The sequence below is a fragment of the Pseudomonas sp. W22_MBD1_FP4 genome, assembly GCF_052113765.1.
Taxonomy (GTDB): Bacteria; Pseudomonadota; Gammaproteobacteria; order Pseudomonadales; family Pseudomonadaceae; genus Aquipseudomonas; species Aquipseudomonas sivasensis.
The window spans coordinates 156,385-182,885 of record NZ_JBGQOI010000010.1; the positions used below are offsets into that span (position 1 = coordinate 156,385).

Below are 26,501 nucleotides of genomic sequence, written 5' to 3' on the forward strand. Positions count from 1 at the left end.
AACTGCGTTTCAAGACAGCAAAAAGGCGCCTTTCGGCGCCTTTTGCATTACTGCAGAACGATCAGGCCATTTCAGCCGTGGTTTCGAACTCGAAGGTCAGCTCGCCATCCTTCAGGTCGATATGCACCACGCCACCATGGTCGGAGAGTTCGCCGAACAGGATCTCTTCGGCCAATGGCCGCTTGATCTTGTCCTGGATCAGACGCGCCATTGGGCGGGCGCCCATTGCGGCATCGTAGCCACCCTCGGCGATCCAACTGCGCGCCGCTTCCGTGACATCCAGCTGCACGCGCTTGTCTTCCAACTGCGCTTGAAGCTCGGTGAGGAACTTGTCCACCACACTCTTGATAACCTCATGACTGAGGCGACCAAACTGGATAATGGTGTCCAGACGGTTGCGGAACTCCGGCGTGAAGCTCTTCTTGATCACTTCCATCGCATCAGAGGAGTGATCCTGATGGGTAAAGCCGATCGAAGCCCGCGCGGCTGTTTCGGCACCGGCGTTGGTGGTCATGATCACGATCACGTTGCGGAAGTCCGCCTTGCGTCCGTTGTTGTCGGTCAGGGTCCCGTGATCCATGACCTGCAGCAGCAGGTTGAAGACTTCCGGGTGAGCCTTCTCGATTTCATCGAGCAGCAATACGCAATGGGGCTGCTTAGTGATCGCTTCGGTCAACAAACCGCCCTGATCAAAGCCTACATACCCAGGAGGCGCACCGATCAAGCGCGACACGGTATGACGCTCCATGTACTCGGACATGTCGAACCGCACAAGCTCGATCCCCATGGCCTTGGCCAACTGCCGCGCCGCTTCGGTTTTGCCGACACCGGTCGGGCCAGCAAACAGGAACGAGCCGACCGGTTTGTCCGGCGACTTGAGGCCCGCACGCGACAATTTGATCGCAGTGGACAGCGCGTCGATGGCTGCATCCTGACCGAACACAGTGAGCTTGAGATCGCGCTCCAAATTACGTAGCAGCTCTTTGTCGGAGCTGTTGACGTGTTTTGGCGGAATTCGCGCGATCTTCGCCACGATGTCCTCGACCTGAGGCACATCGATGCGTTTAACACGCTTCTCGACCGGTTGCAGGCGCTGATAAGCCCCCGCCTCGTCGATCACGTCGATAGCTTTATCCGGCATATGCCGATCATTGATGTAACGCGACGCCAGCTCTGCAGCTGCACGCAGCGCCTCATCGGTGTACTCGATGCCATGGTGCGCTTCAAAACGCCCCTTGAGCCCGCGCAGGATGCTGATGGTGTCTTCAACCGAAGGCTCGGACACGTCGACCTTCTGGAAGCGACGCGCCAGCGCACGGTCTTTCTCGAAGATGCCACGGAATTCCTGGAAGGTGGTCGAACCAATGCAGCGGATATCACCCGACGACAGCAACGGCTTGAGCAGATTGGACGCATCCATCACCCCGCCAGACGCCGCACCAGCACCAATGATGGTGTGGATTTCGTCGATGAACAGGATCGCCTGCGGGCGTTTTTTCAACTCGCCGAGCAACGCCTTGAAGCGCTTCTCGAAATCGCCCCGGTACTTGGTCCCGGCGAGCAACGCGCCCAGATCAAGGGAGTAGACGACGCTGTTGGCCAGCAGGTCAGGCACCTGGTTATCCACGATACGCTTGGCCAAGCCTTCGGCGATTGCGGTTTTACCCACGCCCGCCTCACCCACCAGCAACGGATTGTTCTTGCGGCGACGCGCGAGGATTTGCGCTACACGCTCAACCTCAAGCTCACGCCCCACCAGCGGATCGATCCGACCCTGGCGCGCCAGTTCGTTGAGATTGCTGGCATAGGCATCCAGCGGGTTGCTTGAAGAAGAAGACTCACCGCCCTCGTCGTCCTGCATATCCTGCTCACCCTCGGAATGATCGCCGTGCCCAGGCACCTTGGAGATACCGTGGGCGATATAGTTGACGACATCAATACGGGCAACGCTCTGCTGCTTGAGCAGGAACACTGCCTGACTTTCCTGTTCGCTAAATATCGCCACAAGCACGTTGGCGCCTGTGACTTCACGCTTACCGGAGCTCTGTACGTGGAAAACAGCACGCTGCAATACCCGCTGGAAGCCCAGGGTTGGCTGGGTCTCGCGGTCCTCGTCATGCACGGGGATCAGTGGCGTGGTGGAGTCGATAAACTCCTGCAGGTCATGCTTGAGTTTGTCGAGGTTGGCGCCGCACGCACGCAGAACGGTGGCGGCAGCTTCGTTATCCAAAAGTGCCAGCAAAAGGTGTTCGACTGTCATGAATTCATGACGCTTCGAACGAGCCTCCTTGAAGGCAAGATTGAGGGTGACTTCGAGCTCGCGGTTTAACATAGCTTCACCTCATACCCAAGTGGTCGGCGTTAACCGTCCTTCTCGATTTCACAGAGTAGCGGATGCTGGCTTTCCCTGGCGTACTGGTTGACCTGCATGGCCTTTGTCTCGGCGATGTCACGGGTAAACACTCCACATACTGCCCGTCCTTCTGTGTGAACGGCCAGCATTACCTTGGTCGCCAACTCTCGGTTCAGGTTAAAAAACACCTCGAGCACTTCGACCACGAAATCCATCGGTGTGTAGTCATCATTGAACAAAACCACCTTGTACATCGGCGGCGCCTGTAGAGCAGGCTTGGCCTCCTGAACAGCAATGCCTGCAGAACCGTCGTCATCGTGTTCGTGATCCGGTCGATCCTGATTGAATGTTAGTCGAATCTGGCTGATTGCATGCATGGAAAGAAAGGTTCGTCAGTGGTTCAAATACAGTGGTGGGGGCGACCTGTCAGAATTTCAACTCTCAACTGGCCGGTCGCCTTGACTATCGGCGAATCGGTGTTACAACCAATAGAACCCACAGTGGGTAAAAAAGGTCCGCGCAGTCAACCTTAATTTATTCGGGTTAGGACGGATAAACTGGATGATACTCCAGTGATGGAGTCTGGTGCAGAGGGAAATGGGTATGTCCGGCGTCAAGATCAATGGCAAGGTCAAGTGGTTCAACAACGCCAAAGGATATGGCTTTGTTAATGAGGAAGGGAAAAACGAGGACCTTTTTGCGCACTATTCAGCAATCCAAATGGATGGTTATAGAACGCTGAAAGCGGGCCAGCCCGTGAGTTTTGAAATCATTCAAGGCCCCAAGGGACTGCATGCCGTGAACATCGGCGCAGTGAGCGCGCAAGCACCGGAAAAGACCACGGAGAAACACGCTCATAAAGAGAAGAAGCAACCGGCCTGAACCGCCGCCGAGCATGCAGTCTGCGGCAAGAAAAACGGCCATCCCACTCAAGTTGGGATGGCCGTTTTTTTGTCGCGTGAGACGTTACATATGCGAGATCAGCGCATCACCGAAGCCCGACGACGACACCAGCGTGGCGCCCTCCATCAGGCGCTCGAAATCATAGGTCACGGTCTTGGCCGAAATGGCGCCATTGGTGCCCTTGATGATCAGATCGGCAGCTTCAATCCAACCCATATGACGCAGCATCATTTCCGCTGAAAGGATCAAAGACCCCGGATTGACCTGATCCTTGCCCGCATACTTGGGCGCCGTCCCGTGAGTCGCCTCGAACATTGCCACGGTGTCAGACAGGTTGGCACCCGGCGCAATGCCGATACCACCCACTTCCGCCGCCAACGCGTCGGACAGGTAGTCACCATTGAGGTTAAGGGTTGCAATCACGTCATATTCAGCCGGACGCAGCAGGATCTGCTGGAGCATGGCGTCGGCGATTGCATCCTTGACCACCACATTCCTGCCGGTGCGCGGGTTCTTGAACTGCATCCACGGCCCACCATCGAGCAGGGTCGCGCCGAACTCTTCGGCCGCCACTTCATAGGCCCATTCCTTGAAGGCCCCTTCGGTGAACTTCATGATGTTGCCTTTGTGCACGATGGTCAGCGATTCGCGGTCGTTATCCACCACATATTGCAAGGCCTTGCGCGCCAAGCGCTTAGTGCCCTCTTTGGACACCGGCTTGATGCCAATCCCGCAATCCTGGTCGAAGCGGATCTTGGTAACGCCCATTTCCTCCTTGAGGAACTTGATCACTTTAATAGCTTCCGGCGAGCCAGCTTTCCACTCGATCCCGGCGTAAATGTCTTCGGAGTTTTCGCGAAAGATGGTCATGTCCACGTCGCCGGGCTTCTTGACCGGACTCGGCACACCTTCGAACCAACGCACTGGGCGTAGGCACACATAAAGGTCGAGCTGCTGACGCAGAGCCACGTTCAGCGATCGAATACCACCACCGACCGGCGTGGTCAGCGGACCCTTGATGGACACCACGTAATCCTTGACGGCATCCAGGGTTTCCTGGGGCAGCCAGGTATCCTGATCGTAGACCTGAGTCGCCTTTTCGCCGGCGTACACCTCCATCCACGAGATCTTGCGCTTGCCGCCGTATGCCTTTTCAACAGCTGCGTCGACCACTTTGATCATCACCGGGCTGATGTCGACGCCAATGCCGTCACCTTCGATATAAGGGATGATCGGTTGGTCAGGAACATTGAGAGAATGGTCTGCATTGACGGTGATTTTGTCGCCGACTGCCGGAACCTGAATCTTCTTGTATCCCATGCTGAACTCCATCTATGGATTAAACATCTGGCTGCGTTCGAGCCTACTCCAGATAAATGACGACCGAAACCTCACGCCATGTTCATTTGCATCGAAAACAGCATAATTTGTCGCCTACAAGCCTGAAAGCAAAGGGAAAAGCGCCAATCTTGAGCACATCATGCGACTTTAGGCGTACCCCGGTACCTGCGACCTTTAGACCAATGGACGACACACCTTTTGTATGAAGGCTCGGCGTAAGCATAGCGACCTATGTATAATGCCACCGCTGACCCAAGAGTCACGACGGCTGACCGCTCTAGAATAGGTGCCTTCAGCTACAAAGCCGGACTATTACAATAGTCCACCCGCTTGACGCTCGACTGATGCAACCCAACATCACCGCGAAGAAACCTCGACATTTCGCTCATGGATGACTTTGAACGAACGCGCTCCACCCGGCGCATCTCGAGTTTCTGCGCACGCTTTCAGCAAAGAAGAGAGTTAATCCGAATATGCCCACCCGCTCGAAGATCATCTACACCTTCACCGACGAAGCCCCTGCCCTCGCCACCTATTCACTGCTGCCTATCGTAGAGGCCTTCACCGCTTCCGCTGATATTGCCGTGGAAACCCGCGATATTTCTCTCGCCGGGCGCATCCTCGCAAGCTTCCCCGAGCAACTGGGCAACAAGGCCATACCGGACCACCTCGCCGAACTGGGCGACCTGGCCGTTACCCCTGAAGCCAACATCATCAAGCTGCCTAACATCAGCGCCTCGACCCCGCAGCTGCAAGCGGCGATCAAGGAACTGCAGGCCCAGGGCTACGCCCTGCCGGACTACCCGGAAACCGTAACCACCGACGCGGAAAAAGAAACCCGTGCACGTTACGACAAGGTCAAGGGCAGCGCCGTGAACCCGGTACTGCGCGAAGGCAACTCCGACCGCCGTGCGCCGCTGTCGGTCAAGAACTACGCCCGCAAGCACCCGCACAAAATGGGCGCATGGGCTGCGGACTCCAAGTCCCACATCGCCCACATGAGCAATGGCGACTTCTACGGCAGCGAAAAAGCCGTACAGATCGAAGCCGCTGATACTGTCAAAATTGAGCTGGTCGGCAAGGACGGCACCACCACCGCCCTGAAAGAAAAGACTACCGCTCAAGCTGGCGAGATCCTCGACAGCGCCGTGCTGAGCAAAAACGCACTGCGCTCGTTCATCGCCGCTGAAATCGAAGACGCCAAGAAACAAGGCGTACTGCTGTCGGTTCACCTCAAAGCCACCATGATGAAAGTCTCCGACCCAATCATGTTCGGCCAGATCGTTGCCGAGTTCTATAAAGATGCCCTGGCCAAGCACGCCACGGTACTGGAGCAGATCGGCTTCAACCTGAACAACGGCATCGGTGACCTGTACGCTCGCATCAAGGCCCTGCCGGCCGAGCAGCAAGCGCAGATCGAAGCTGACATCCAGGCGGTCTACGCCGCTCGCCCTTCCCTGGCGATGGTCAACTCCGACAAAGGCATCACCAACCTGCACGTGCCGAGCGACGTCATCGTCGACGCCTCGATGCCAGCCATGATCCGTGACTCCGGCAAGATGTGGGGCACCGACGGCCAGCTGCACGACACCAAGGCCGTGATCCCGGATCGCTGCTACGCCACTATCTACCAAGCGGTCATCGAAGACTGCAAGGCCAATGGCGCTTTCGATCCAACCACCATGGGCAGCGTGCCAAACGTTGGCCTGATGGCGAAGAAAGCAGAAGAGTACGGCTCCCACGACAAGACTTTCCAGATCAAGGCTGACGGCGTAGTCCGTATCACCGACAGCAAGGGCAACCTGCTGATGGAACAGAACGTCGAAGCCGGCGACATCTTCCGCATGTGCCAGACCAAAGACGCGCCGATCCAGGATTGGGTCAAGCTTGCCGTCAACCGCGCGCGCGCCAGCAACACCCCTGCCATCTTCTGGCTGGACCCTAAGCGCGCTCACGACGGCGTCGTGGTCGAGAAAGTTCAGGCCTACCTGAAAGACCACAACACCGAAGGTCTGGACATCCGCATCATGTCGCCAGTCGACGCGATGAAGTTCACTCTGGAGCGCACCCGCAAGGGCCTGGACACCATCTCGGTGACCGGCAACGTACTGCGCGACTACCTGACCGACCTGTTCCCGATCATGGAACTGGGCACCAGCGCCAAGATGCTGTCGATCGTGCCGCTGATGAACGGCGGTGGCCTGTTCGAAACCGGCGCCGGCGGTTCGGCACCGAAGCACGTGCAACAGTTGCTGGAAGAAAACTTCCTGCGCTGGGACTCCCTGGGCGAATTCCTGGCCCTGGCCGCCTCCCTTGAGCATTTGGGTGTGACGTACAACAACCCGAAAGCCCTAGTACTGTCCAAGACCCTGGACCAGGCCACTGGCCAATTCCTCGACAACAACAAGTCGCCATCGCGCAAAGTCGGCAACATCGACAACCGCGGCAGCCACTTCTACCTGGCGCTGTACTGGGCTCAAGCCCTGGCCGCCCAGACCGAGGACACTGCACTGCAAGCGCAGTTCGGCGAACTGGCAAAAACCCTGGCCGAGAACGAAGCAACCATCGTTGCCGAACTCAACGCCGTACAGGGCAAGCCAGTGGACATCGGCGGCTACTACGCGCCGAACCCAGAGCTGACCAGCAAGGCCATGCGCCCAAGCAACACCCTCAACGCGGCAATTGCCAAGTTGAAGTAAGGTTGTAAGGGAACACCACAAACCCCGGCCATGCGCCGGGGTTTGTGTTTTAAGGCTTTAACAGCGCTGAAGCTATATCAAAAAATGCTAGCGAACTGTAAGTATTGACAGGTTACCTGCCGCCCCCAAAAGAACATTCTGCTCTCGTGACTAATGACCCGAGAACAGGAGCCCATCAAATGTTTCGCCCCCACAAACTACTGCCGCTATACCTGTTCCTGCTCGCTTTAGCGCCATTGTCAGATGCAGGTCAAGACATCAAAATAAAGTATTTCCTCCAGGCAAACTTCACCTGTAAAAACGGCATCACGACACCCGGATATAGCGTTTACGTGGTTGGCTCGCGACCGGAGATCGGGGAATGGGTTCCAGCGAAAGCTTTTTTGCTAAGCCCTGCAAACTACCCGACGTGGACAGGCGAGGTGAGTTTTGCAAATGTTGAGCTCAATCAGGAGGTGAAGTGGAAGTGTATTATTCGCAACGAAAATAACCCTCTGGATGTTCAGAAGTGGCAACCCGACCCGGACAATGAGACGACATTGATTTTCTCTCCCTCGGCTCAGACCACCGGCACGTTCTGAGCAGCTTGCTGATGCCAGGCGTATCATGGGGGCTGCCCCGCCCGAATTCGAGACCCGCTTATGACCTGGCAACCCCACATCACCGTCGCCACCATCGTCGAAGACAACGGACGCTTCCTGATGGTCGAAGAACTCAAGGGCGGCCGCGCTGTGCTCAACCAGCCCGCCGGCCACCTCGACCCGCATGAAACCCTCACCGAAGCAGCCGTGCGCGAAACCCTCGAAGAAACCGGCTGGGACGTGGAAGCTACCGGTATCGTAGGCATCTATCTGTACACCGCACCCAGCAATGGCGTGACCTACCAACGGGTCTGTTTCATTGCCAAAGCCCTGAAACACCACCCGAACTACCAACTCGAAGAAGGCATCCTGCGCGCCCGCTGGCTGAGCCGTGACGAGCTGATGGCCGTGCGCGAGGACTGGCGCAGCGAGCTGATCATCCGCTGCATCGATGATTATCTGGCCGGCCAGCGTCACAGTCTGGAATTGATCCGCCCTTCTCTTTAGCCTTGCGGGCCCAGGCCTGCTAGAATCGCGTCCTTTTTCAAGACACCCGTTGAAACCCTATGCGTGATCCAGCCCCTTCTGACACACAAAAGAAGCGCGTCATCGTCGGCATGTCCGGCGGCGTGGATTCTTCCGTTTCCGCCGTTCTGCTCATGGAGCAGGGTTATGAGGTGGAAGGCCTGTTCATGAAGAACTGGGAAGAAGACGATGGAACGGAATATTGCACCGCCATGGACGACCTGGCAGATGCCCAGGCCGTGTGTGACAAGATCGGTATCAAGCTGCACACCGCCAACTTCGCCGCCGAGTACTGGGACAATGTGTTCGAGCACTTCCTGGCCGAATACAAGGCCGGTCGCACGCCGAACCCGGACATCCTGTGCAACCGCGAAATCAAGTTCAAGGCGTTCCTCGACTACGCCATGATCCTTGGCGCCGACCTGATTGCCACTGGCCACTACGTGCGCCGTCGCGACATCGATGGCCGCACCGAACTGCTCAAGGGCCTGGACCCGAATAAGGACCAGAGCTACTTCCTGCACGCTGTTGGCGGTGAACAGATCGCCAAGACCCTGTTCCCGGTGGGCGAGCTGGAAAAACCCGAAGTGCGCAGGATCGCCGAGAAACACGGCCTGGCTACCGCGAAGAAAAAGGATTCCACCGGGATTTGCTTTATCGGCGAGCGCCGCTTCAGCGACTTCCTTAAGCAATACCTGCCGGCGCAACCGGGTGAGATCAAGACCACCGAAGGTGAAGTGATCGGCCGTCACCATGGCCTGATGTACCACACCATTGGCCAACGCCAGGGCCTGGGCATCGGCGGTTTGAAAGACGCCGGTGAAGAGCCGTGGTATGTGCTGGTCAAGGACCTGGAAAACAATGTGCTGATCGTCGGCCAGGGTAATGAACACCCGCTGCTGTTCTCGGGCGCGCTGCTGGCCTCGGAGATCTATTGGGTCAACCCGGTCGACCTGAGCACCCCGCGCCGCCTGACTGCCAAAGTGCGCTATCGCCAAAGCGACCAGCCCTGCACCCTGGAAAAAACGGCGACAGGCTACCGCGCCACCTTTGATGACCCGCAACGTGCGGTCACTCCTGGCCAGTCGGTGGTGTTCTATGACGGCGAAATTTGCCTGGGCGGCGGCGTGATTGAAGTCGCGCAAGCCTGGAGCAACCCGGCATGAGCCCTACCCAAGAGCAATTGACGGCACTCGGCGGGGTATTTCTCTCCGCCGTGCTCGTGGACAAGATCGCCAAGACCGGCCAGGTCACCGAAGCCGGCCTGACTTGCATGCTCGGCAGCCTGCTGATCCGCGACCCCAAGGACACCCTGGAAGTCTACGGCGGCGACGACCTCGCACTGCGTGAAGGTTACCGCGCCCTGATCGGCGCCCTGGAGCGCGACCCCAGCACCTTGCAGCGCGAGCCGCTGCGCTACGCCCTGTCGATGCTCGGCCTCGAGCGCCAACTGGCCAAGCGCGAGGACATGCTGGAAACCATCGGCAAACGCCTGCCACAGATCCAGTCCCAGGTAGAACACTTCGGCCCGGCCCACGAAAACGTGATCGCCGCCTGTGGTGCGCTGTATCAGGACACCTTGAGCACTTTGCGCCAGCGGATCCAGGTTCACGGCGACATGCGCAACCTGCAGCAACCGAACAACGCCTCGAAAATCCGCGCCCTGCTTCTGGCCGGTATTCGCTCGGCGCGGTTGTGGCGCCAGTTGGGCGGCCATCGCTGGCAGCTGGTGATCAGCCGTCGAAAATTGCTCAAAGAGCTTTACCCGTTGATGCGCAACGAATAAGTCGCAGCAAAGGGCTTTTTTCAAGCCGTTACGCGTAATACGCCGGTCAGTTGGCGACGGACCGGCGGATTTTTTCATGTATGATACGCGCCCCATTTCGTTGCCCGACTGTCCGAGAACACCCCATGCAGCTCTCTTCGCTCACTGCGGTTTCCCCTGTTGACGGCCGCTACGCCGGCAAAACCCAGGCCCTGCGCCCTATTTTCAGCGAATACGGCTTGATCCGTGCTCGTGTTCTGGTTGAAGTGCGCTGGCTCCAGCGCCTGGCCGCTCATCCCGCCATCAGCGAAGTGCCGGCGTTCTCTGCCGAAGCCAACGCTGTGCTCAACACCCTGGCGGAAAATTTCTCCCTGGAGCACGCCGAGCGTGTGAAAGAGATCGAGCGAACCACCAACCACGACGTCAAAGCCATTGAATACCTGCTCAAAGAGCAGGCGGCCAAGCTGCCGGAACTGGCCCAGGTCAGCGAGTTCATCCACTTTGCCTGCACCAGCGAGGACATCAACAACCTGTCCCACGCCCTGATGCTGCGCGAAGGCCGCGATGACGTGATGCTGCCACTGATGCGCCAGACCGCCGAAGCTATCCGCGAACTGGCCATCCGTTTCGCTGACGTGCCAATGCTGTCGCGCACCCACGGCCAGCCGGCTTCGCCGACCACCCTGGGCAAAGAACTCGCCAACGTGGTGTATCGTCTGGAGCGTCAGATTGCTCAAGTCGCTGCCGTACCATTGCTGGGCAAGATCAACGGCGCCGTCGGCAATTACAACGCGCACCTGTCGGCCTACCCTGAGATCGACTGGGAAGCCAACGCCCGCGCCTTCATCGAAGACGAGCTGGGCCTGGGCTTCAACCCTTACACCACACAGATCGAGCCCCACGACTACATCGCGGAGCTGTTCGACGCCATTGCGCGCTTCAACACCATCCTGATCGACTTCGATCGCGATATCTGGGGCTACATCTCCCTGGGCTACTTCAAGCAGCGCACCATTGCCGGTGAAATCGGCTCGTCGACCATGCCGCACAAGGTCAACCCGATCGACTTCGAAAACTCCGAAGGCAACCTCGGCATCGCCAACGCCCTGTTCCAGCATCTGGCCAGCAAGCTGCCAATCTCACGCTGGCAGCGCGACCTGACCGACTCGACCGTACTGCGCAACCTCGGCGTGGGTTTTGCCCACAGCGTGATCGCGTACGAAGCCAGCCTCAAAGGCATCAGCAAGCTGGAGCTCAACGCGCAGAAAATCGCCGCTGACCTGGACGCATGCTGGGAAGTGCTGGCCGAGCCGATCCAGACCGTGATGCGTCGCTACAACATCGAAAACCCGTACGAGAAGCTGAAAGAGTTGACGCGCGGCAAGGGCATCAGCCCTGAAGCGCTGCAAACTTTCATCGACGGCCTGGACATGCCAGCCGCCGCCAAGGCCGAGCTGAAACTGCTCACCCCGGCCAACTACATCGGCAACGCGGTAGAGCAAGCCAAGCGCATCTGATCATCGCAAGACCCTTGAGACGCCCGGCCGCGCCGGGCGTTTTTATTCCAGTCTGAAAAGTGCTTTCTTTCAATAGGTTACACATGAATCCTGACATCCCTCTTCAACTTCTGGGCGGCATCACGGCACGGGAATTCCTGCGCGACTACTGGCAGAAAAAACCACTGCTGATCCGTCAGGCCATCCCTGATTTCGAAAGCCCGATCGACGCAGACGAACTGGCCGGCCTGGCCTTGGAAGAAGAAGTCGAATCGCGCCTGGTGATCGAACACGGCGAGCGCCCGTGGGAACTGCGTCGCGGCCCGTTCGCCGAAGACGCCTTCGGCAGCCTGCCTGAGCGCGAGTGGACCCTGCTGGTGCAGGCGGTCGACCAGTTCGTTCCGGAAGTGGCCGAGCTGCTGGAGCAGTTCCGCTTTCTACCAAGCTGGCGCATCGACGATGTGATGATCAGCTTCGCCGCGCCTGGCGGCAGCGTTGGTCCGCACTTCGACAACTACGATGTGTTCCTGCTGCAAGCCCAAGGCAAGCGCAACTGGAAGATCGGCCAGATGTGCAACTCCGAAAGCCCGCTGCTGCAACACGCCGACCTGCGCATCCTCGCCGAATTCGAAGAAACCGCCGAATGGGTACTCGAACCGGGCGACATGCTCTATCTGCCGCCACGCCTGGCGCACTTCGGCATCGCCGAAGACGACTGCATGACCTACTCGGTCGGCTTCCGTGCGCCGAGCGCCGCCGAAGTGCTCACCCACTTCACCGATTTCCTCGCCCAATACCTGACGGATGAAGAGCGCTACACCGACGCCGACGCGCAGCCGGTCAGCGACCCGCATCAGATCCAGCGCGACGCCCTCGACCGCCTCAAGAGCCTGCTGGCCGAGCACATGAGCGACGAACGCATGCTGCTGACCTGGTTCGGCCAGTTCATGACCGAACCGCGCTACCCAGAACTCGTGGCCGGCGAAGAGCTGGGCGAAGAAGACTTCATCAGCACCCTGCAAGACGGCGCGATTCTGGTACGCAACCCAAGCGCGCGCATGGCGTGGTCGGAAGTGGACGACGACGTGCTGCTGTTTGCCAGCGGCCAGAGCCGCTACCTGCCCGGCAAGCTGCGTGAACTGTTGAAACTGGTGTGCTCCGCCGATGCGTTGCACAGCGAAAACCTGGGTGAGTGGCTCGCCGACGAAGACGGCCGCGACCTGCTGTGCGAGCTGGTCAAGCAAGGCAGCCTGGGATTTGCCGATGAATAAAATTCACGTAAGTGTCGCGGACTGGCAAAAGGATATCGCCGAGATTCGGCGCATTCGTGAAGCGGTATTTATCGCTGAACAATCGGTTCCGCCCGAGTTGGAGTGGGACGCGGATGACGCTGGTGCGATGCACTTCCTGGCGTTCGAAGGCGACTTTCCAATCGGCACCGCTCGCCTGCTGCCCAGCGGCGAGATCGGCCGCGTATCGGTCCTCAAGGACTGGCGCGGCCTGAAGGTTGGCGACAAGCTGATGGAAGCGGTGATTGGCGTGGCCGAGCAACGCGGCCAGACCAAACAGTTCCTCAGCGCGCAGGTCTATGCAGCGCCGTTTTATGAGCGGTTGGGCTTCAAGATCGTCAGCGATGAGTTCCTGGAAGTCGGGATTCCCCATGTTGATATGGTGCGTGGGGGCTGATCCCTGCTTAAGGGCTTGTCTGTGGTGAGCGGGCTTGCCCCGCGCTGGGCTGCTTAGCAGCCACAAAACCAAACGCCGCGTTCTTTCTGAAAGAACGCGGCGTTTTTTATAGGGGCCGCTACGCAGCGCAGCGCAGGGCAAGCCCGCTCACTACACCCCAGGCCGACAAACTGGCACTATCAAGCCTAAATGACTCGCAGAGATAACGGACATGTCCCTACGCACCCTGCTCACCGCCCTCCTCCTGGCCGTCAGTTGCTCGACAATGGCCGACACCGAAGTCGTCAACCTGAACAACCGCACCAGCGCCGATCTATTGCCGGTGGCGCAGAATTTCATCGGCAAGGACGGCACCGTCAGCGCCTACGGCAACCAACTTATTGTTAACGCCGATCCCGGCAAGCTCCAGGACCTGCGCGCACTGATTGCACAACTGGACACACCGGCCAAGCGCCTGCTGATTACTGTAGACACGAACGAAAACAACCAACAGAACAGTGGCGATAGCCAAACCCGCATCATCAACTACGGCACTGCCAGTCGCGACGGCGGCATCCAGCAGATCCAGGCCAGCGAAGGCGTGCCTGCGCTAATCCAGGTCGGCCAGAGCGTGCCACTGACCACCACCCAACCAGACGCCTACGGCCGCCCGCAGAACCAGACCCAATACCGCAACGTCACCCAGGGCTTCTACGTCACTGCCAGCGTCACCGGCGAGACCGTGCATCTGGCGATCAGTACCAACCGTGACCGCATGAGCCAGGAACGTCCCGATGTAGTGAATGTGCAAAGTACCGACACAACCGTCAGCGGGCGTCTTGGCGAATGGATCCCCCTGGCCGGCATCAACCGTGAAACCCAAGCCGATAAATCCTCTACAACCCGCAGCTACTCTACCCAGGGCCGTGATGACCTGACGTTGCGGGTCAAGGTCGACACCCTGAACTGAAGCACCAAAAACTGACTGATGAGTCGTATTAGACTAAAGATGTAGTGCTATAAAAAAAGCACTACAAAACATTTGACGATCCAAAAAAGCATGGGCATGATGGCCTCGCTCCCGCTAATCAGGGGCCCTGGCAAGGGCCTTCGGATCGTCGCTCTAAGCTACCCACCTGAGCCGATTCGTGTCTGTACCGCCCACAAGGTGTGTTTGACGAGGTTGCGACTGGAACGAAGTTGTCCCGAGGGACGGAAGCTAACCAGGTAACCCGGCAACATGCTGCAGAATACCCAAGGGCCCACGATGCCCGAAGACCGTTCTCGGCCAGCCTTTACCTGCCCCCTCTCGATCATCGTTCATCCCGTCGCCTTCCCCGTCGAACCTGACTTGACCACCTATGCTTCTGGTCAGCGAGCAGCCATACCCCGCAACGATTGCGCGGCTGGCAAATGGATCTTTCCACCTAGACCTATGCGACGAGGTTTTTCCCCATGGCACTGACACGCGAACAGCAAATTGCAGCCCTTGAAAAAGATTGGGCTGAAAACCCACGCTGGAACGGCGTAACCCGCGCTTATTCCGCTGCTGACGTCGTCCGCCTGCGTGGCTCGGTTCAACCTGAGCACACCTTTGCAAAACTCGGCGCCGAGAAGCTGTGGAACCTGGTCACCCAAGGTGCCAAGCCTTCCTTCCGTCCCGACAAAGATTTCGTCAACTGCATGGGCGCCCTCACTGGCGGTCAAGCAGTCCAACAGGTAAAAGCCGGCATCCAGGCGATCTACCTGTCCGGCTGGCAAGTGGCAGCGGACAACAACTCCGCTGAATCCATGTACCCCGACCAATCGCTGTACCCGGTTGACTCCGTGCCAACCGTAGTCAAGCGCATCAACAACTCGTTCCGTCGTGCTGACCAGATCCAGTGGAAAGCTGGCAAAGGCCCAGGCGATGAAGGCTACATCGACTACTTCGCGCCAATCGTAGCTGACGCCGAAGCCGGCTTCGGCGGCGTACTGAACGCCTATGAGCTGATGAAGAGCATGATCGAAGCAGGCGCCGCGGGCGTTCACTTCGAAGACCAACTGGCTTCCGTGAAGAAATGCGGCCATATGGGCGGCAAGGTACTGGTTCCGACCCAAGAAGCTGTACAGAAGCTGACCGCTGCCCGTCTGGCGGCTGACGTTGCCGGCACACCGACCATCATCCTGGCCCGTACCGACGCCAACGCAGCAGACCTGTTGACCTCGGACTGCGACCCGTACGACCAGCCATTCGTTACCGGCGAACGCACTCAGGAAGGTTTCTACAAGGTACGCGCCGGCCTCGATCAGGCCATCGCCCGCGGTCTGGCCTACGCACCGTATGCCGACCTGATCTGGTGCGAAACCGCCAAGCCGGATCTGGACGAAGCGCGTCGTTTCGCCGAAGCGATCAAGAAGGAATACCCGGACCAACTGCTGTCCTACAACTGCTCGCCTTCTTTCAACTGGAAGAAGAACCTGGACGACGCGACCATCGCCAAGTTCCAGCGCGAACTGTCCGCCATGGGCTACAAGCACCAGTTCATCACCCTGGCCGGCATTCACAATATGTGGCACAGCATGTTCAACCTGGCGCACGACTACGCCCGCAACGACATGACCGCCTACGTGAAGCTGCAGGAGCAGGAATTCGCTGACGCCTCCAAAGGCTACACCTTTGTGGCGCACCAGCAGGAAGTGGGTACTGGCTACTTCGATGACATGACCACCGTGATCCAGGGCGGCACCTCGTCCGTGACCGCGCTGACCGGGTCGACTGAAGAAGAGCAGTTCCACTGATCGATGTGAGTACACAGCCACTGCGGACCCGTTAAAGAGCTAACCGCAGTGCTGCACGACAATCACGCCCCGACTGGTTCGGGGCGTTTTTTTGCCTGAGATATCTGCCCCGGGCCAATGAGAATCCAAATGTGGGAGGGGGCTTGCCCCCGATAACGGTGGATCAGCAACAGCGTTATTGACTGACACTCAGCCATCGAGGGCAAGCCCCCTCCCACAAGGGAACGCACGCAACCTGAAGATTTTGTACAAAACCTTGATCCAGAGCGGTATTCGCTGCGGATAAATCGGTTAAAAGATCCGCTCCGGCAACTTGCGCCAATCAAACAAGTAACGGCAACTTACCCCGCCACATGAGAAACAATCGCTTAAACCCCGCGCAAACAATATTCATTATCATTTAGACCATGAAAACTTCGTTACTGGTTAAACAAAACATAATTGATCAAATGCCCGCTAATCCCCGCCCCGCAAGGGCTACAGCCCCAAGAAGGTGCACTATGTCCTTATTCCATCGAATAATTTCGCTATAGGAATTTTACTTGCCCGGTGTTTAGCCATAAAATCACCGCGATTGACTGCGCTGCGACATATCGTCACTGCATCATTACTTTTTCGAGCTCAGAGACCTTTGCTCTCTGTTAAGGATTTCCAGCATGACCGAAGCGACAGGACTCATGGCCCACAACTGGGGCTTTGCCATTTTCCTCCTCGGTGTTGTCGGCCTTTGCGCCTTCATGCTCGGTGTTTCCAGCCTCCTCGGGTCAAAAGCCTGGGGCCGCAGCAAAAACGAACCGTTCGAGTCGGGCATGCTACCTACAGGTGGCGCCCGTCTGCGGCTCTCAGCCAAATTCTATCTGGTCGCGATGCTGTTCGTGATCTTCGATATCGAAGCCCTCTTTCTCTTTGCCTGGTCTGTGTCCGTCCGCGAAAGCGGCTGGACCGGATTCGTCGAAGCTCTCGTTTTCATAGCAATTCTGTTGGCAGGCCTTGTCTACCTATTTCGAGTGGGCGCCCTTGACTGGGCTCCGGAAGCTCGTCGTAAGCGGCAAGCGAAGCTGAAACAATGAGGCTTTGGCGATGCAATACAATCTCACCAGGATCGACCCGGATGCTCCTAACGAGCAGTACCCCATCGGCGAACGGGAAACCGTTTCCGATCCGTTAGAAGACCAAGTCCACAAAAACATCTACATGGGCAAACTCGAAGACGTGCTGAGTGGCGCGGTCAACTGGGGGCGTAAAAACTCCCTGTGGCCTTACAACTTCGGCCTTTCGTGCTGCTATGTGGAAATGACCACCGCCTTCACGGCGCCCCACGACATCGCGCGCTTTGGCGCCGAAGTTATCCGGGCATCACCGCGCCAGGCGGATTTCATGGTTATCGCCGGAACCTGCTTCATCAAGATGGCGCCAATCATTCAGCGTCTCTACGAGCAAATGCTCGAACCGAAGTGGGTTATCTCCATGGGTTCGTGCGCCAACTCCGGTGGCATGTACGACATCTACTCAGTGGTCCAAGGGGTGGATAAGTTCCTGCCCGTGGACGTCTACGTGCCTGGCTGCCCGCCCCGCCCTGAAGCATTTCTGCAAGGCTTGATGCTGTTGCAGGAATCGATTGGCAAGGAGCGTCGTCCGCTTTCCTGGGTCGTCGGCGATCAAGGCGTTTACCGCGCCGAGATGCCCTCGCAAAAGGAACAGCGCCGCGAACAGCGAATCGCAGTCACCAACCTGCGCAGCCCTGACGAAGTCTGATCCAGCCCGCTTCTTTTATAGAACGAACACCTGGCTTCATTCTTTACGTTGACCGAAAGCGATAAAAAACCATGACTACAGGCAGCGCTCTGTACATCCCGCCTTATAAGGCAGACGACCAGGATGTGGTCGTCGAACTCAATAACCGTTTTGGCCCTGACGCCTTCACCGCCCAGGCCACACGTACCGGTATGCCGGTGCTGTGGGTGGCGCGCGCCAAGCTCGTCGAAGTCCTGACCTTCCTGCGTAACTTACCCAAGCCGTACGTCATGCTTTATGACCTGCATGGCGTGGACGAGCGTCTGCGCACCAAGCGCCAGGGCCTGCCAAGCGGTGCCGATTTCACCGTGTTCTACCATCTGATGTCGCTGGAACGTAACAGCGACGTGATGATCAAGGTTGCCCTCTCCGAGAGCGACCTGAGCGTCCCGACCGTAACCGGTATCTGGCCGAACGCCAGCTGGTACGAGCGTGAAGTGTGGGACATGTTCGGCATCGATTTCCCCGGCCACCCGCACCTGACGCGCATCATGATGCCGCCCACGTGGGAAGGTCACCCGCTGCGCAAGGACTTCCCTGCCCGCGCCACCGAATTCGACCCGTTCAGCCTCAACCTCGCCAAGCAACAGCTTGAAGAAGAGGCTGCGCGCTTCCGTCCGGAAGACTGGGGCATGAAACGCTCCGGCACCAACGAGGACTACATGTTCCTCAACCTGGGCCCGAACCACCCTTCGGCTCACGGTGCCTTCCGTATCATCCTGCAACTGGATGGCGAAGAAATCGTCGACTGCGTGCCGGACATCGGCTACCACCACCGTGGCGCCGAGAAGATGGCCGAGCGTCAGTCGTGGCACAGCTTCATCCCGTACACCGACCGTATCGACTACCTCGGCGGCGTGATGAACAACCTGCCGTACGTGCTCTCGGTCGAGAAGCTGGCCGGCATCAAGGTCCCGGACCGCGTCGACACCATCCGCATCATGATGGCCGAGTTCTTCCGGATCACCAGCCACCTGCTGTTCCTGGGTACCTATATCCAGGACGTCGGCGCCATGACCCCGGTGTTCTTCACATTCACCGACCGTCAGCGCGCCTACAAGGTCATCGAAGCCATCACCGGTTTCCGTCTGCACCCGGCCTGGTACCGCATCGGCGGCGTGGCCCACGACCTGCCGAATGGTTGGGAGCGCCTGGTCAAGGAGTTCATCGACTGGATGCCCAAGCGTCTAGACGAGTACCAAAAAGCCGCGCTCGATAACAGCATCCTCAAGGGCCGTACCATCGGCGTCGCCGCCTACAACACCAAAGAGGCCCTGGAATGGGGCGTCACCGGTGCAGGCCTGCGCTCGACTGGCTGCGACTTCGACCTGCGTAAAGCGCGCCCATACTCCGGCTACGAGAACTTCGAGTTCGAAGTGCCGGTGGCCGCCAATGGCGATGCCTACGACCGTTGCATCGTGCGCGTCGAAGAAATGCGCCAGAGCCTGAAGATCATCGAACAGTGCATGCGCAACATGCCGGCCGGCCCGTACAAGGCGGATCACCCGCTGACCACGCCGCCGCCGAAAGAACGCACGCTGCAGCACATCGAAACCCTGATCACGCACTTCCTGCAGGTTTCGTGGGGCCCGGTCATGCCGGCCAACGAATCCTTCCAGATGATCGAAGCGACCAAGGGTATCAACAGTTATTACCTGACGAGCGATGGCGGCACCATGAGCTACCGCACCCGGATTCGTACTCCAAGCTTCCCGCACTTGCAGCAGATCCCTTCGGTGATCAAAGGCGAGATGGTCGCGGACTTGATTGCGTACCTGGGTAGTATCGATTTCGTTATGGCCGACGTGGACCGCTAAGCATGAACAGCACGCTTATCCAGACAGACCGTTTCACCCTGAGTGAAACCGAGCGCTCGGCCATCGAGCACGAGCTGCATCACTATGAAGACCCGCGCGCGGCGTCGATCGAAGCCCTGAAGATCGTTCAGAAGGAACGTGGCTGGGTGCCGGACGGCGCCCTCTACGCCATCGGCGAGATTCTGGGCATCCCCGCCAGCGACGTTGAAGGCGTGGCTACGTTCTACAGCCAGATCTTCCGCCAACCGGTGGGCCGTCACATCATTCGCGTGTGCGACAGCATGGTCTGCTACATCGGTGGTCACGAATCCGTGGTCAGCGAGATCCAGAACAAACTGGGCATCGGCCTGGGCCAAACCACTCCGGACGGCCGCTTCACGCTGCTGCCGGTGTGCTGCCTGGGCAACTGCGACAAGGCGCCGGCGTTGATGATCGACGACGACACATTCGGTGACGTGCAGCCTGCTGGCGTGACCCAATTGCTTGAGGGCTACCCATGACCCTTACATCTTTCGGCCCGGCCAACCTGATCAAGCGTTCGCCTGAGACCCATCCTCTCACCTGGCGCCTGCGTGACGATGCCGAGCCGGTATGGCTCGATGAGTACCAGGCCAAGAACGGCTACGCCGCTGCGCGCAAAGCCTTTGCCGACATGGCCCAGGACGACATCGTCCAGACCGTGAAAGACGCCGGCCTCAAAGGCCGCGGCGGTGCAGGCTTCCCCACGGGCGTGAAGTGGGGCCTGATGCCCAAGGACGAGTCCATCAACATCCGCTACCTGCTGTGCAACGCGGATGAAATGGAGCCGAACACCTGGAAAGACCGCATGCTGATGGAGCAACTGCCCCATTTGCTGATCGAAGGCATGCTGATCAGTGCCCGCGCGCTGAAAACCTACCGTGGCTATATCTTCCTGCGTGGCGAATACACCACCGCCGCCAAGCACCTCAACCGTGCTGTAGAAGAAGCCAAGGCTGCTGGCCTGTTGGGCAAGAACATCCTGGGTTCCGGCTTTGATTTCGAACTGTTCGTGCACACCGGCGCCGGGCGTTACATCTGCGGTGAAGAAACCGCACTGATCAACTCCCTCGAAGGGCGCCGCGCCAACCCGCGCTCCAAGCCCCCCTTCCCCGCCGCCGTGGGCGTATGGGGCAAGCCGACCTGCGTCAACAACGTTGAGACCCTGTGCAACGTGCCGGCGATCATCGCCGACGGCGTGGACTGGTACAAATCGTTGGCCCGTGAAGGCAGCGAAGACATGGGCACCAAGCTCATGGGCTTCTCCGGCAAGGTCAAGAATCCTGGCTTGTGGGAGCTGCCATTCGGCGTTACCGCACGCGAGCTTTTCGAGGACTACGCCGGCGGCATGCGCGACGGCTACACCTTGAAGGCCTGGCAGCCAGGCGGCGCTGGTACCGGTTTCCTGTTGCCCGAGCACCTCGACGCACAAATGTATGCCGGCGGCATCGGCAAGGTGGGCACCCGGATGGGTACTGGCCTGGCGATGGCGGTGGACAACACCGTGAACATGGTCTCGCTGCTGCGCAACATGGAGCAGTTCTTTGCCCGTGAATCCTGTGGCTTCTGCACCCCATGCCGCGACGGTCTGCCGTGGAGCGTCAAGCTGCTGATGGCCCTGGAAAATGGCGAAGGCCGTGAGGGTGACATCGAGACCCTGTTGGGTCTGGTCGGTTTCCTCGGCCCAGGCAAGACCTTCTGTGCTCACGCACCGGGCGCCGTGGAGCCATTGGGCAGCGCAATCAAATACTTCCGCTCGGAGTTCGAAGCCGGTATTGCGCCTACCAGCGCCGCCGTCCCGCCTCTGGCAAGGCCGATCGTAGTCGGCGCGTAACGCTTTAAAAGGCGAAGGGTCCGTGCCCTTCGTCTTCTCATGGGCTGACGCCGTAAAGGCTGTGTTGATGCCCATGAATAACAAGATTCCATTAGCCACGCCCGCTGACAACGGGCCAACGAAGAACTTTGAACCATGGCCACTATCCACGTAGACGGCAAAGCGCTCGAAGTCGATGGGGCGGACAACCTGTTACAGGCATGTCTGTCACTAGGCCTCGACATCCCGTATTTCTGCTGGCACCCCGCACTCGGTAGCGTCGGTGCCTGTCGCCAGTGTGCGGTCAAGCAATACACCGACGAGAACGACACCCGTGGTCGTATCGTCATGTCCTGCATGACCCCAGCCACCGACAACACCTGGATCTCCATCGAAGATGAAGAATCCAAGGCGTTCCGCGCCAGCGTTGTCGAATGGCTGATGACCAACCACCCCCACGACTGCCCAGTCTGTGAGGAAGGCGGTCACTGCCACTTGCAAGACATGACGGTGATGACCGGCCACAACGAACGCCGTTATCGCTTCACCAAGCGTACCCACCAGAACCAGGACCTCGGCCCGTTCATTTCCCACGAGATGAACCGCTGCATCGCCTGCTACCGGTGCGTACGTTTCTATAAAGACTACGCTGGCGGCACCGACCTTGGTGTCTTCGGCGCCCACGACAACGTGTACTTCGGTCGCGTTGAAGACGGCGTGCTCGAAAGCGAGTTCTCCGGCAACCTCACTGAGGTCTGCCCGACCGGTGTGTTCACCGACAAGACCCACTCCGAGCGCTACAACCGTAAGTGGGACATGCAATTCGCCCCGAGCATCTGCCATGGCTGCTCCAGCGGTTGCAACATTTCCCCGGGCGAACGCTACGGCGAACTGCGTCGTATCGAAAACCGCTTCAACGGTTCGGTCAACCAGTACTTCCTGTGCGACCGTGGCCGTTTCGGCTATGGCTACGTCAACCGCAAGGATCGCCCGCGCCAACCACTGCTGGCCGACGGCACTAAGCTGAGCCTGGACGACGCGCTGGATAAAGCCGCCGACCTGCTGCGCGGTCGTAATATCGTCGGTATCGGTTCGCCTCGCGCCAGCCTCGAAAGCAACTACGCGTTGCGCGAACTGGTCGGTGCCGAGCACTTCTACTCCGGCATCGAAGCTGGTGAGCTGGAACGCATCCGTCTGGTCCTGCAAGTGCTGAACGACAGCCCGCTGCCAGTGCCGAACATGCGCGACATCGAAGACCACGATGCCATCTTCGTGCTCGGTGAAGACCTGACCCAGACCGCCGCGCGTATCGCGCTGTCTCTGCGTCAGTCGGTCAAAGGCAAGGCTGAAGAGATGGCCGACGCCATGCGCGTACAGCCGTGGCTGGACGCTGCGGTGAAAAACATTGGCCAGCACGCGCTGAACCCGCTGTTTATCGCCAGCATCGCTGAAACCAAGCTCGACGACATCGCCGAAGAATGCGTCCACGCTGCACCGGACGACCTCGCCCGCATCGGTTTCGCCGTGGCCCACGCCCTGGACGCCAGCGCGCCTGCCGTCGAAGGCCTGGACACAGAAGCCGTCGAATTGGCCCAACGCATTGCCGACGCCCTGCTGGCAGCCAAGCGTCCATTGATCATTGCCGGTACCTCGCTGGGTTCCAAAGCATTGATCGAAGCCGCCGCCAACATCGCCAAGGCCTTGAAGCTGCGCGACAAGAACGGCTCCATCAGCCTGGTCGTGCCGGAAGCCAACAGCCTAGGCTTGGCCATGCTGGGTGGTGAGTCCCTGGACGCTGGCCTGCAAGCCGTGATCGACGGCAACGCCGACGCCATGGTGGTGCTGGAAAACGACCTGTACACACGCACCGACGCCGCCAAGGTTGACGCTGCACTGAACGCCGCCAAAGTTCTGATCGTGGCCGACCACCAGAAGACCGCCACCAGCGACCGCGCTCAGTTGGTATTGCCAGCGGCGAGCTTTGCCGAAGGCGACGGCACCCTGGTCAGCCAGGAAGGCCGCGCCCAGCGCTTCTTCCAGGTATTCGATCCGAAGTACATGGACGCCAGCATCCTGGTTCACGAAGGCTGGCGCTGGCTGCATGCCCTGCGCGCGACCCTGTTGAACCAGCCGATCGATTGGACCCAACTGGACCACGTGACCGCAGCCGTCGCCGGCAGCACACCGCAGCTTGCGCGTATCGTCGATGCCGCACCGTCCGCCGCGTTCCGCATCAAGGGCATGAAACTGGCCCGTGAACCGCTGCGTTACTCCGGTCGTACCGCCATGCGCGCCGACATCAGCGTGCACGAACCGCGTACCCCACAAGACAACGACACAGCGTTCGCCTTCTCCATGGAAGGTTACTCGGGGTCAGTCGAGCCGCGTCAGCAGGTGCCGTTTGCCTGGTCGCCGGGCTGGAACTCGCCGCAGGCCTGGAACAAGTTCCAGGACGAAGTCGGTGGTCACATCCGCGCTGGCGACCCAGGCACCCGCCTGATCGAAAGCACCGGTGACTCGCTGAACTGGTTCGCAGCAGTACCGCGCCCGTTCAACCCGGCCCAGGGCACTTGGCAAGTTGTGCCGTTCTTCCACCTGTTCGGCAGCGAAGAGAACTCTTCCAAGGCCGCGCCGGTGCAAAGCCGCATCCCAGAAGCGTACGTGTCCGTGGCCAAGTCCGAAGCCGACCGTCTCGGCGTCAACGACGGTGCCGTGCTCAGCCTGAACGTGGCCGGCCAGACTCTGCGTCTGCCGCTGCGTATCAACGAAGCGTTGGGCGCTGGCCTGGTTGCATTGCCTAAAGGCCTCGCCGGCATTCCGCCTGCGATCTTTGGCAAAACCGTTGACGGTCTGCAGGAGGCAGCGCAATGACCTGGTTCACCCCTGAAGTGATCGACGTGATCATCTCGGTCGTCAAGGCCATCGTGATCCTGTTGGCCGTGGTCGTTGCGGGCGCCCTGCTCAGCTTCGTCGAACGTCGCCTGCTAGGCTGGTGGCAGGACCGTTACGGTCCGAACCGCGTTGGCCCATTCGGCATGTTCCAGATCGCTGCCGACATGCTGAAAATGTTCTTTAAGGAAGACTGGACCCCGCCGTTTGCCGACAAGGTGATCTTCACCCTGGCACCGGTCGTGGCCATGAGCGCCTTGCTGATTGCCTTCGCGATCATCCCGATCACCCCGACCTGGGGCGTGGCGGACCTGAACATCGGCTTGCTGTTCTTCTTCGCCATGGCCGGTCTGTCGGTCTACGCGGTGTTGTTCGCCGGTTGGTCGAGTAACAACAAGTTCGCCCTGCTGGGCAGCTTGCGTGCCTCGGCGCAGACCGTGTCCTACGAAGTGTTCATGGGCCTGGCGCTGATGGGCATCGTGGTGCAGGTCGGCTCGTTCAACATGCGCGACATCGTCGAGTACCAGGCGCAGAACCTGTGGTTCATCATTCCGCAGTTCTTCGGCTTCTGTACTTTCTTCATCGCTGGCGTCGCCGTGACTCACCGTCACCCGTTCGACCAGCCTGAAGCAGAGCAGGAACTGGCCGACGGTTACCACATTGAATATGCCGGCATGAAATGGGGCATGTTCTTCGTCGGTGAGTACATCGGCATCATCTTGATCTCTGCCCTGCTGGTGACGCTGTTCTTCGGCGGCTGGCACGGTCCGTTCGGCATCCTGCCGCAGTTGGCGTTCTTCTGGTTCTTCCTGAAGACCGCGTTCTTCATCATGTTGTTTATCCTGCTGCGCGCTTCCATTCCGCGTCCACGATACGACCAGGTGATGGATTTCAGCTGGCGCTTCTGCCTGCCACTGACCCTGATCAATTTGCTGGTGACTGCTGCCGTTGTGTTGTTGAACACGCCAGCGGCCGCGGTTCAGTGAGGATTTGACCCATGTTCAAATATATTGGCGACATCGTTAAGGGTACCGGTACCCAGTTGCGAAGCCTGGTGATGGTATTCGGTCACGGTTTCCGCAAACGCGACACCCTGCAATACCCGGAAGAAGCGGTCTACCTGCCGCCGCGCTATCGCGGCCGTATCGTGCTGACCCGCGACCCCGATGGCGAAGAGCGTTGCGTAGCCTGCAACCTGTGCGCCGTAGCGTGCCCGGTGGGTTGCATCTCCCTGCAGAAAGCTGAAACCGAAGACGGTCGCTGGTACCCGGACTTCTTCCGCATCAACTTCTCGCGCTGCATTTTCTGCGGCCTCTGCGAGGAAGCTTGCCCGACCACCGCAATCCAGCTGACACCGGATTTCGAGATGGCCGAGTTCAAACGTCAGGACCTGGTGTACGAGAAAGAAGATCTGCTGATCTCTGGTCCCGGTAAAAACCCTGATTACAACTTCTATCGTGTTGCAGGTATGGCCGTTGCCGGTAAGCCGAAAGGCGCCGCACAAAACGAAGCCGAGCCGATCAACGTGAAGAGCTTGCTGCCTTAAGGAAGAAAGATGGAATTCGCTTTCTATTTCGCATCGGGTATTGCAGTGGTGTCCACGCTTCGCGTGATCACCAACACTAACCCCGTGCACGCCCTGCTCTACCTGATCATTTCGCTGATCGCCGTGGCCATGACGTTCTTCAGCCTTGGCGCACCGTTCGCCGGTGTGCTCGAAGTGATCGCCTACGCCGGCGCCATCATGGTGCTGTTCGTGTTTGTGGTGATGATGCTCAACCTGGGGCCGGCTTCGGTCGCCCAGGAACGCGTCTGGCTCAAGCCCGGCATCTGGCTCGGCCCGGTTGTCCTCGCAGCGCTGCTGTTGGGTGAACTGCTGTATGTGCTGTTCGCTCACCAGAGCGGCCAGGCCATCGGCCACACCACCGTAGACGCGAAAGCCGTGGGCATCAGCCTGTTCGGCCCGTACCTGCTGGTGGTCGAACTGGCTTCGATGCTGCTGCTCGCGGCAGCCATCACCGCCTTCCACTTGGGCCGCAACGAAGCCAAGGAGCAATGACG

At 59.1% G+C, this 26,501-nt stretch carries 23 protein-coding genes; 20 read left to right on the forward strand and 3 right to left on the reverse strand.

Annotation, left to right across the window (positions count from 1 at the left end):
• Positions 1-61: 61 nt before the first annotated feature.
• Both clpA and clpS read right to left on the reverse strand, forming a co-directional pair.
• Complete coding sequence (clpA, locus tag ACEN2T_RS15195) at positions 62-2,332, reverse strand: ATP-dependent Clp protease ATP-binding subunit ClpA (protein ID WP_078743290.1); 2,271 nt, start codon at positions 2,330-2,332, stop codon at positions 62-64.
• Positions 2,333-2,361: 29 nt separating this feature from the next.
• Entirely contained in the window at positions 2,362-2,730 is a 369-nt protein-coding gene (gene clpS, locus ACEN2T_RS15200) for an ATP-dependent Clp protease adapter ClpS (protein WP_010567912.1), read from the reverse strand.
• A 226-nt stretch (positions 2,731-2,956) separates the two neighbouring features.
• Between clpS and cspD the strand changes: the two genes are divergently transcribed.
• Positions 2,957-3,235 (forward strand): cold shock domain-containing protein CspD, encoded by a 279-nt coding sequence (gene cspD, locus ACEN2T_RS15205; RefSeq protein WP_163033180.1) that lies wholly within the window; start codon positions 2,957-2,959, stop codon positions 3,233-3,235.
• Between the two features lie 84 nt (positions 3,236-3,319).
• On the opposite strand, the gene icd is transcribed toward cspD, so the two are convergent.
• Positions 3,320-4,576 (reverse strand): NADP-dependent isocitrate dehydrogenase, encoded by a 1,257-nt coding sequence (icd, locus tag ACEN2T_RS15210; RefSeq protein ID WP_032890041.1) that lies wholly within the window; start codon positions 4,574-4,576, stop codon positions 3,320-3,322.
• A gap of 494 nt (positions 4,577-5,070) precedes the next feature.
• On the opposite strand from icd, the gene ACEN2T_RS15215 reads away from it, so the two are divergent.
• The 19 genes from ACEN2T_RS15215 (at position 5,071) to nuoJ (ending at position 26,499) form a co-directional block, all read left to right on the forward strand.
• Positions 5,071-7,296, forward strand: a complete 2,226-nt coding sequence (locus tag ACEN2T_RS15215; RefSeq protein WP_442116941.1) for an NADP-dependent isocitrate dehydrogenase — start codon at positions 5,071-5,073, stop codon at positions 7,294-7,296.
• Between the two features lie 179 nt (positions 7,297-7,475).
• Complete coding sequence (locus ACEN2T_RS15220) at positions 7,476-7,877, forward strand: carbohydrate-binding module family 20 domain-containing protein (protein WP_095184443.1); 402 nt, start codon at positions 7,476-7,478, stop codon at positions 7,875-7,877.
• 60 nt (positions 7,878-7,937) lie between these two features.
• Complete coding sequence (locus ACEN2T_RS15225; RefSeq protein ID WP_442116942.1) at positions 7,938-8,384, forward strand: NUDIX hydrolase; 447 nt, start codon at positions 7,938-7,940, stop codon at positions 8,382-8,384.
• A 59-nt stretch (positions 8,385-8,443) separates the two neighbouring features.
• The gene (gene mnmA / locus ACEN2T_RS15230; protein WP_122753666.1) at positions 8,444-9,568 is read left to right on the forward strand and encodes a tRNA 2-thiouridine(34) synthase MnmA; all 1,125 of its coding nucleotides are present in this window, start codon (positions 8,444-8,446) and stop codon (positions 9,566-9,568) included.
• The gene (gene hflD / locus ACEN2T_RS15235; protein WP_027606331.1) at positions 9,565-10,188 is read left to right on the forward strand and encodes a high frequency lysogenization protein HflD; all 624 of its coding nucleotides are present in this window, start codon (positions 9,565-9,567) and stop codon (positions 10,186-10,188) included. The genes mnmA and hflD overlap by 4 nt, the downstream gene beginning before the upstream one ends.
• A gap of 125 nt (positions 10,189-10,313) precedes the next feature.
• Positions 10,314-11,684, forward strand: a complete 1,371-nt coding sequence (gene purB, locus ACEN2T_RS15240) for an adenylosuccinate lyase (protein WP_032889684.1) — start codon at positions 10,314-10,316, stop codon at positions 11,682-11,684.
• A gap of 83 nt (positions 11,685-11,767) precedes the next feature.
• Entirely contained in the window at positions 11,768-12,934 is a 1,167-nt protein-coding gene (locus ACEN2T_RS15245; protein ID WP_032889686.1) for a ribosomal protein uL16 3-hydroxylase, read from the forward strand.
• Positions 12,927-13,349 (forward strand): GNAT family N-acetyltransferase, encoded by a 423-nt coding sequence (locus ACEN2T_RS15250; protein WP_032889687.1) that lies wholly within the window; start codon positions 12,927-12,929, stop codon positions 13,347-13,349. The genes ACEN2T_RS15245 and ACEN2T_RS15250 overlap by 8 nt, the downstream gene beginning before the upstream one ends.
• A gap of 211 nt (positions 13,350-13,560) precedes the next feature.
• Positions 13,561-14,298 carry a secretin N-terminal domain-containing protein gene (locus tag ACEN2T_RS15255; RefSeq protein ID WP_032889688.1) on the forward strand — a complete coding sequence of 246 codons (738 nt, stop codon included), beginning with the start codon at positions 13,561-13,563 and terminating at the stop codon, positions 14,296-14,298.
• A gap of 485 nt (positions 14,299-14,783) precedes the next feature.
• Positions 14,784-16,109, forward strand: coding sequence for an isocitrate lyase (aceA, locus tag ACEN2T_RS15260; RefSeq protein WP_442116943.1), 1,326 nt, complete (start codon positions 14,784-14,786; stop codon positions 16,107-16,109).
• A gap of 656 nt (positions 16,110-16,765) precedes the next feature.
• Positions 16,766-17,179 carry an NADH-quinone oxidoreductase subunit A gene (locus ACEN2T_RS15265; RefSeq protein WP_003219575.1) on the forward strand — a complete coding sequence of 138 codons (414 nt, stop codon included), beginning with the start codon at positions 16,766-16,768 and terminating at the stop codon, positions 17,177-17,179.
• Positions 17,180-17,189: 10 nt separating this feature from the next.
• Positions 17,190-17,864 (forward strand): NuoB/complex I 20 kDa subunit family protein, encoded by a 675-nt coding sequence (locus tag ACEN2T_RS15270; RefSeq protein ID WP_003174719.1) that lies wholly within the window; start codon positions 17,190-17,192, stop codon positions 17,862-17,864.
• A 71-nt stretch (positions 17,865-17,935) separates the two neighbouring features.
• Entirely contained in the window at positions 17,936-19,720 is a 1,785-nt protein-coding gene (gene nuoC, locus ACEN2T_RS15275; protein ID WP_095184439.1) for an NADH-quinone oxidoreductase subunit C/D, read from the forward strand.
• 2 nt (positions 19,721-19,722) lie between these two features.
• The gene (gene nuoE, locus ACEN2T_RS15280; protein WP_003174721.1) at positions 19,723-20,220 is read left to right on the forward strand and encodes an NADH-quinone oxidoreductase subunit NuoE; all 498 of its coding nucleotides are present in this window, start codon (positions 19,723-19,725) and stop codon (positions 20,218-20,220) included.
• Positions 20,217-21,572 carry an NADH-quinone oxidoreductase subunit NuoF gene (gene nuoF / locus ACEN2T_RS15285; RefSeq protein WP_003174722.1) on the forward strand — a complete coding sequence of 452 codons (1,356 nt, stop codon included), beginning with the start codon at positions 20,217-20,219 and terminating at the stop codon, positions 21,570-21,572. Before nuoE ends, nuoF begins: the two co-directional genes overlap by 4 nt.
• 135 nt (positions 21,573-21,707) lie before the next feature.
• The gene (gene nuoG / locus ACEN2T_RS15290; protein WP_032889693.1) at positions 21,708-24,422 is read left to right on the forward strand and encodes an NADH-quinone oxidoreductase subunit NuoG; all 2,715 of its coding nucleotides are present in this window, start codon (positions 21,708-21,710) and stop codon (positions 24,420-24,422) included.
• Positions 24,419-25,426, forward strand: coding sequence for an NADH-quinone oxidoreductase subunit NuoH (gene nuoH / locus ACEN2T_RS15295; RefSeq protein WP_003174724.1), 1,008 nt, complete (start codon positions 24,419-24,421; stop codon positions 25,424-25,426). The genes nuoG and nuoH overlap by 4 nt, the downstream gene beginning before the upstream one ends.
• A gap of 11 nt (positions 25,427-25,437) precedes the next feature.
• On the forward strand, positions 25,438-25,986 hold the full coding sequence (nuoI, locus tag ACEN2T_RS15300; RefSeq protein WP_003174725.1) for an NADH-quinone oxidoreductase subunit NuoI: 549 nt from the start codon (positions 25,438-25,440) through the stop codon (positions 25,984-25,986).
• A 9-nt stretch (positions 25,987-25,995) separates the two neighbouring features.
• Positions 25,996-26,499: an NADH-quinone oxidoreductase subunit J gene (nuoJ, locus tag ACEN2T_RS15305; protein WP_003174726.1), complete on the forward strand. Its 504-nt coding sequence runs from the start codon at positions 25,996-25,998 to the stop codon at positions 26,497-26,499.
• Positions 26,500-26,501: the final 2 nt, after the last annotated feature.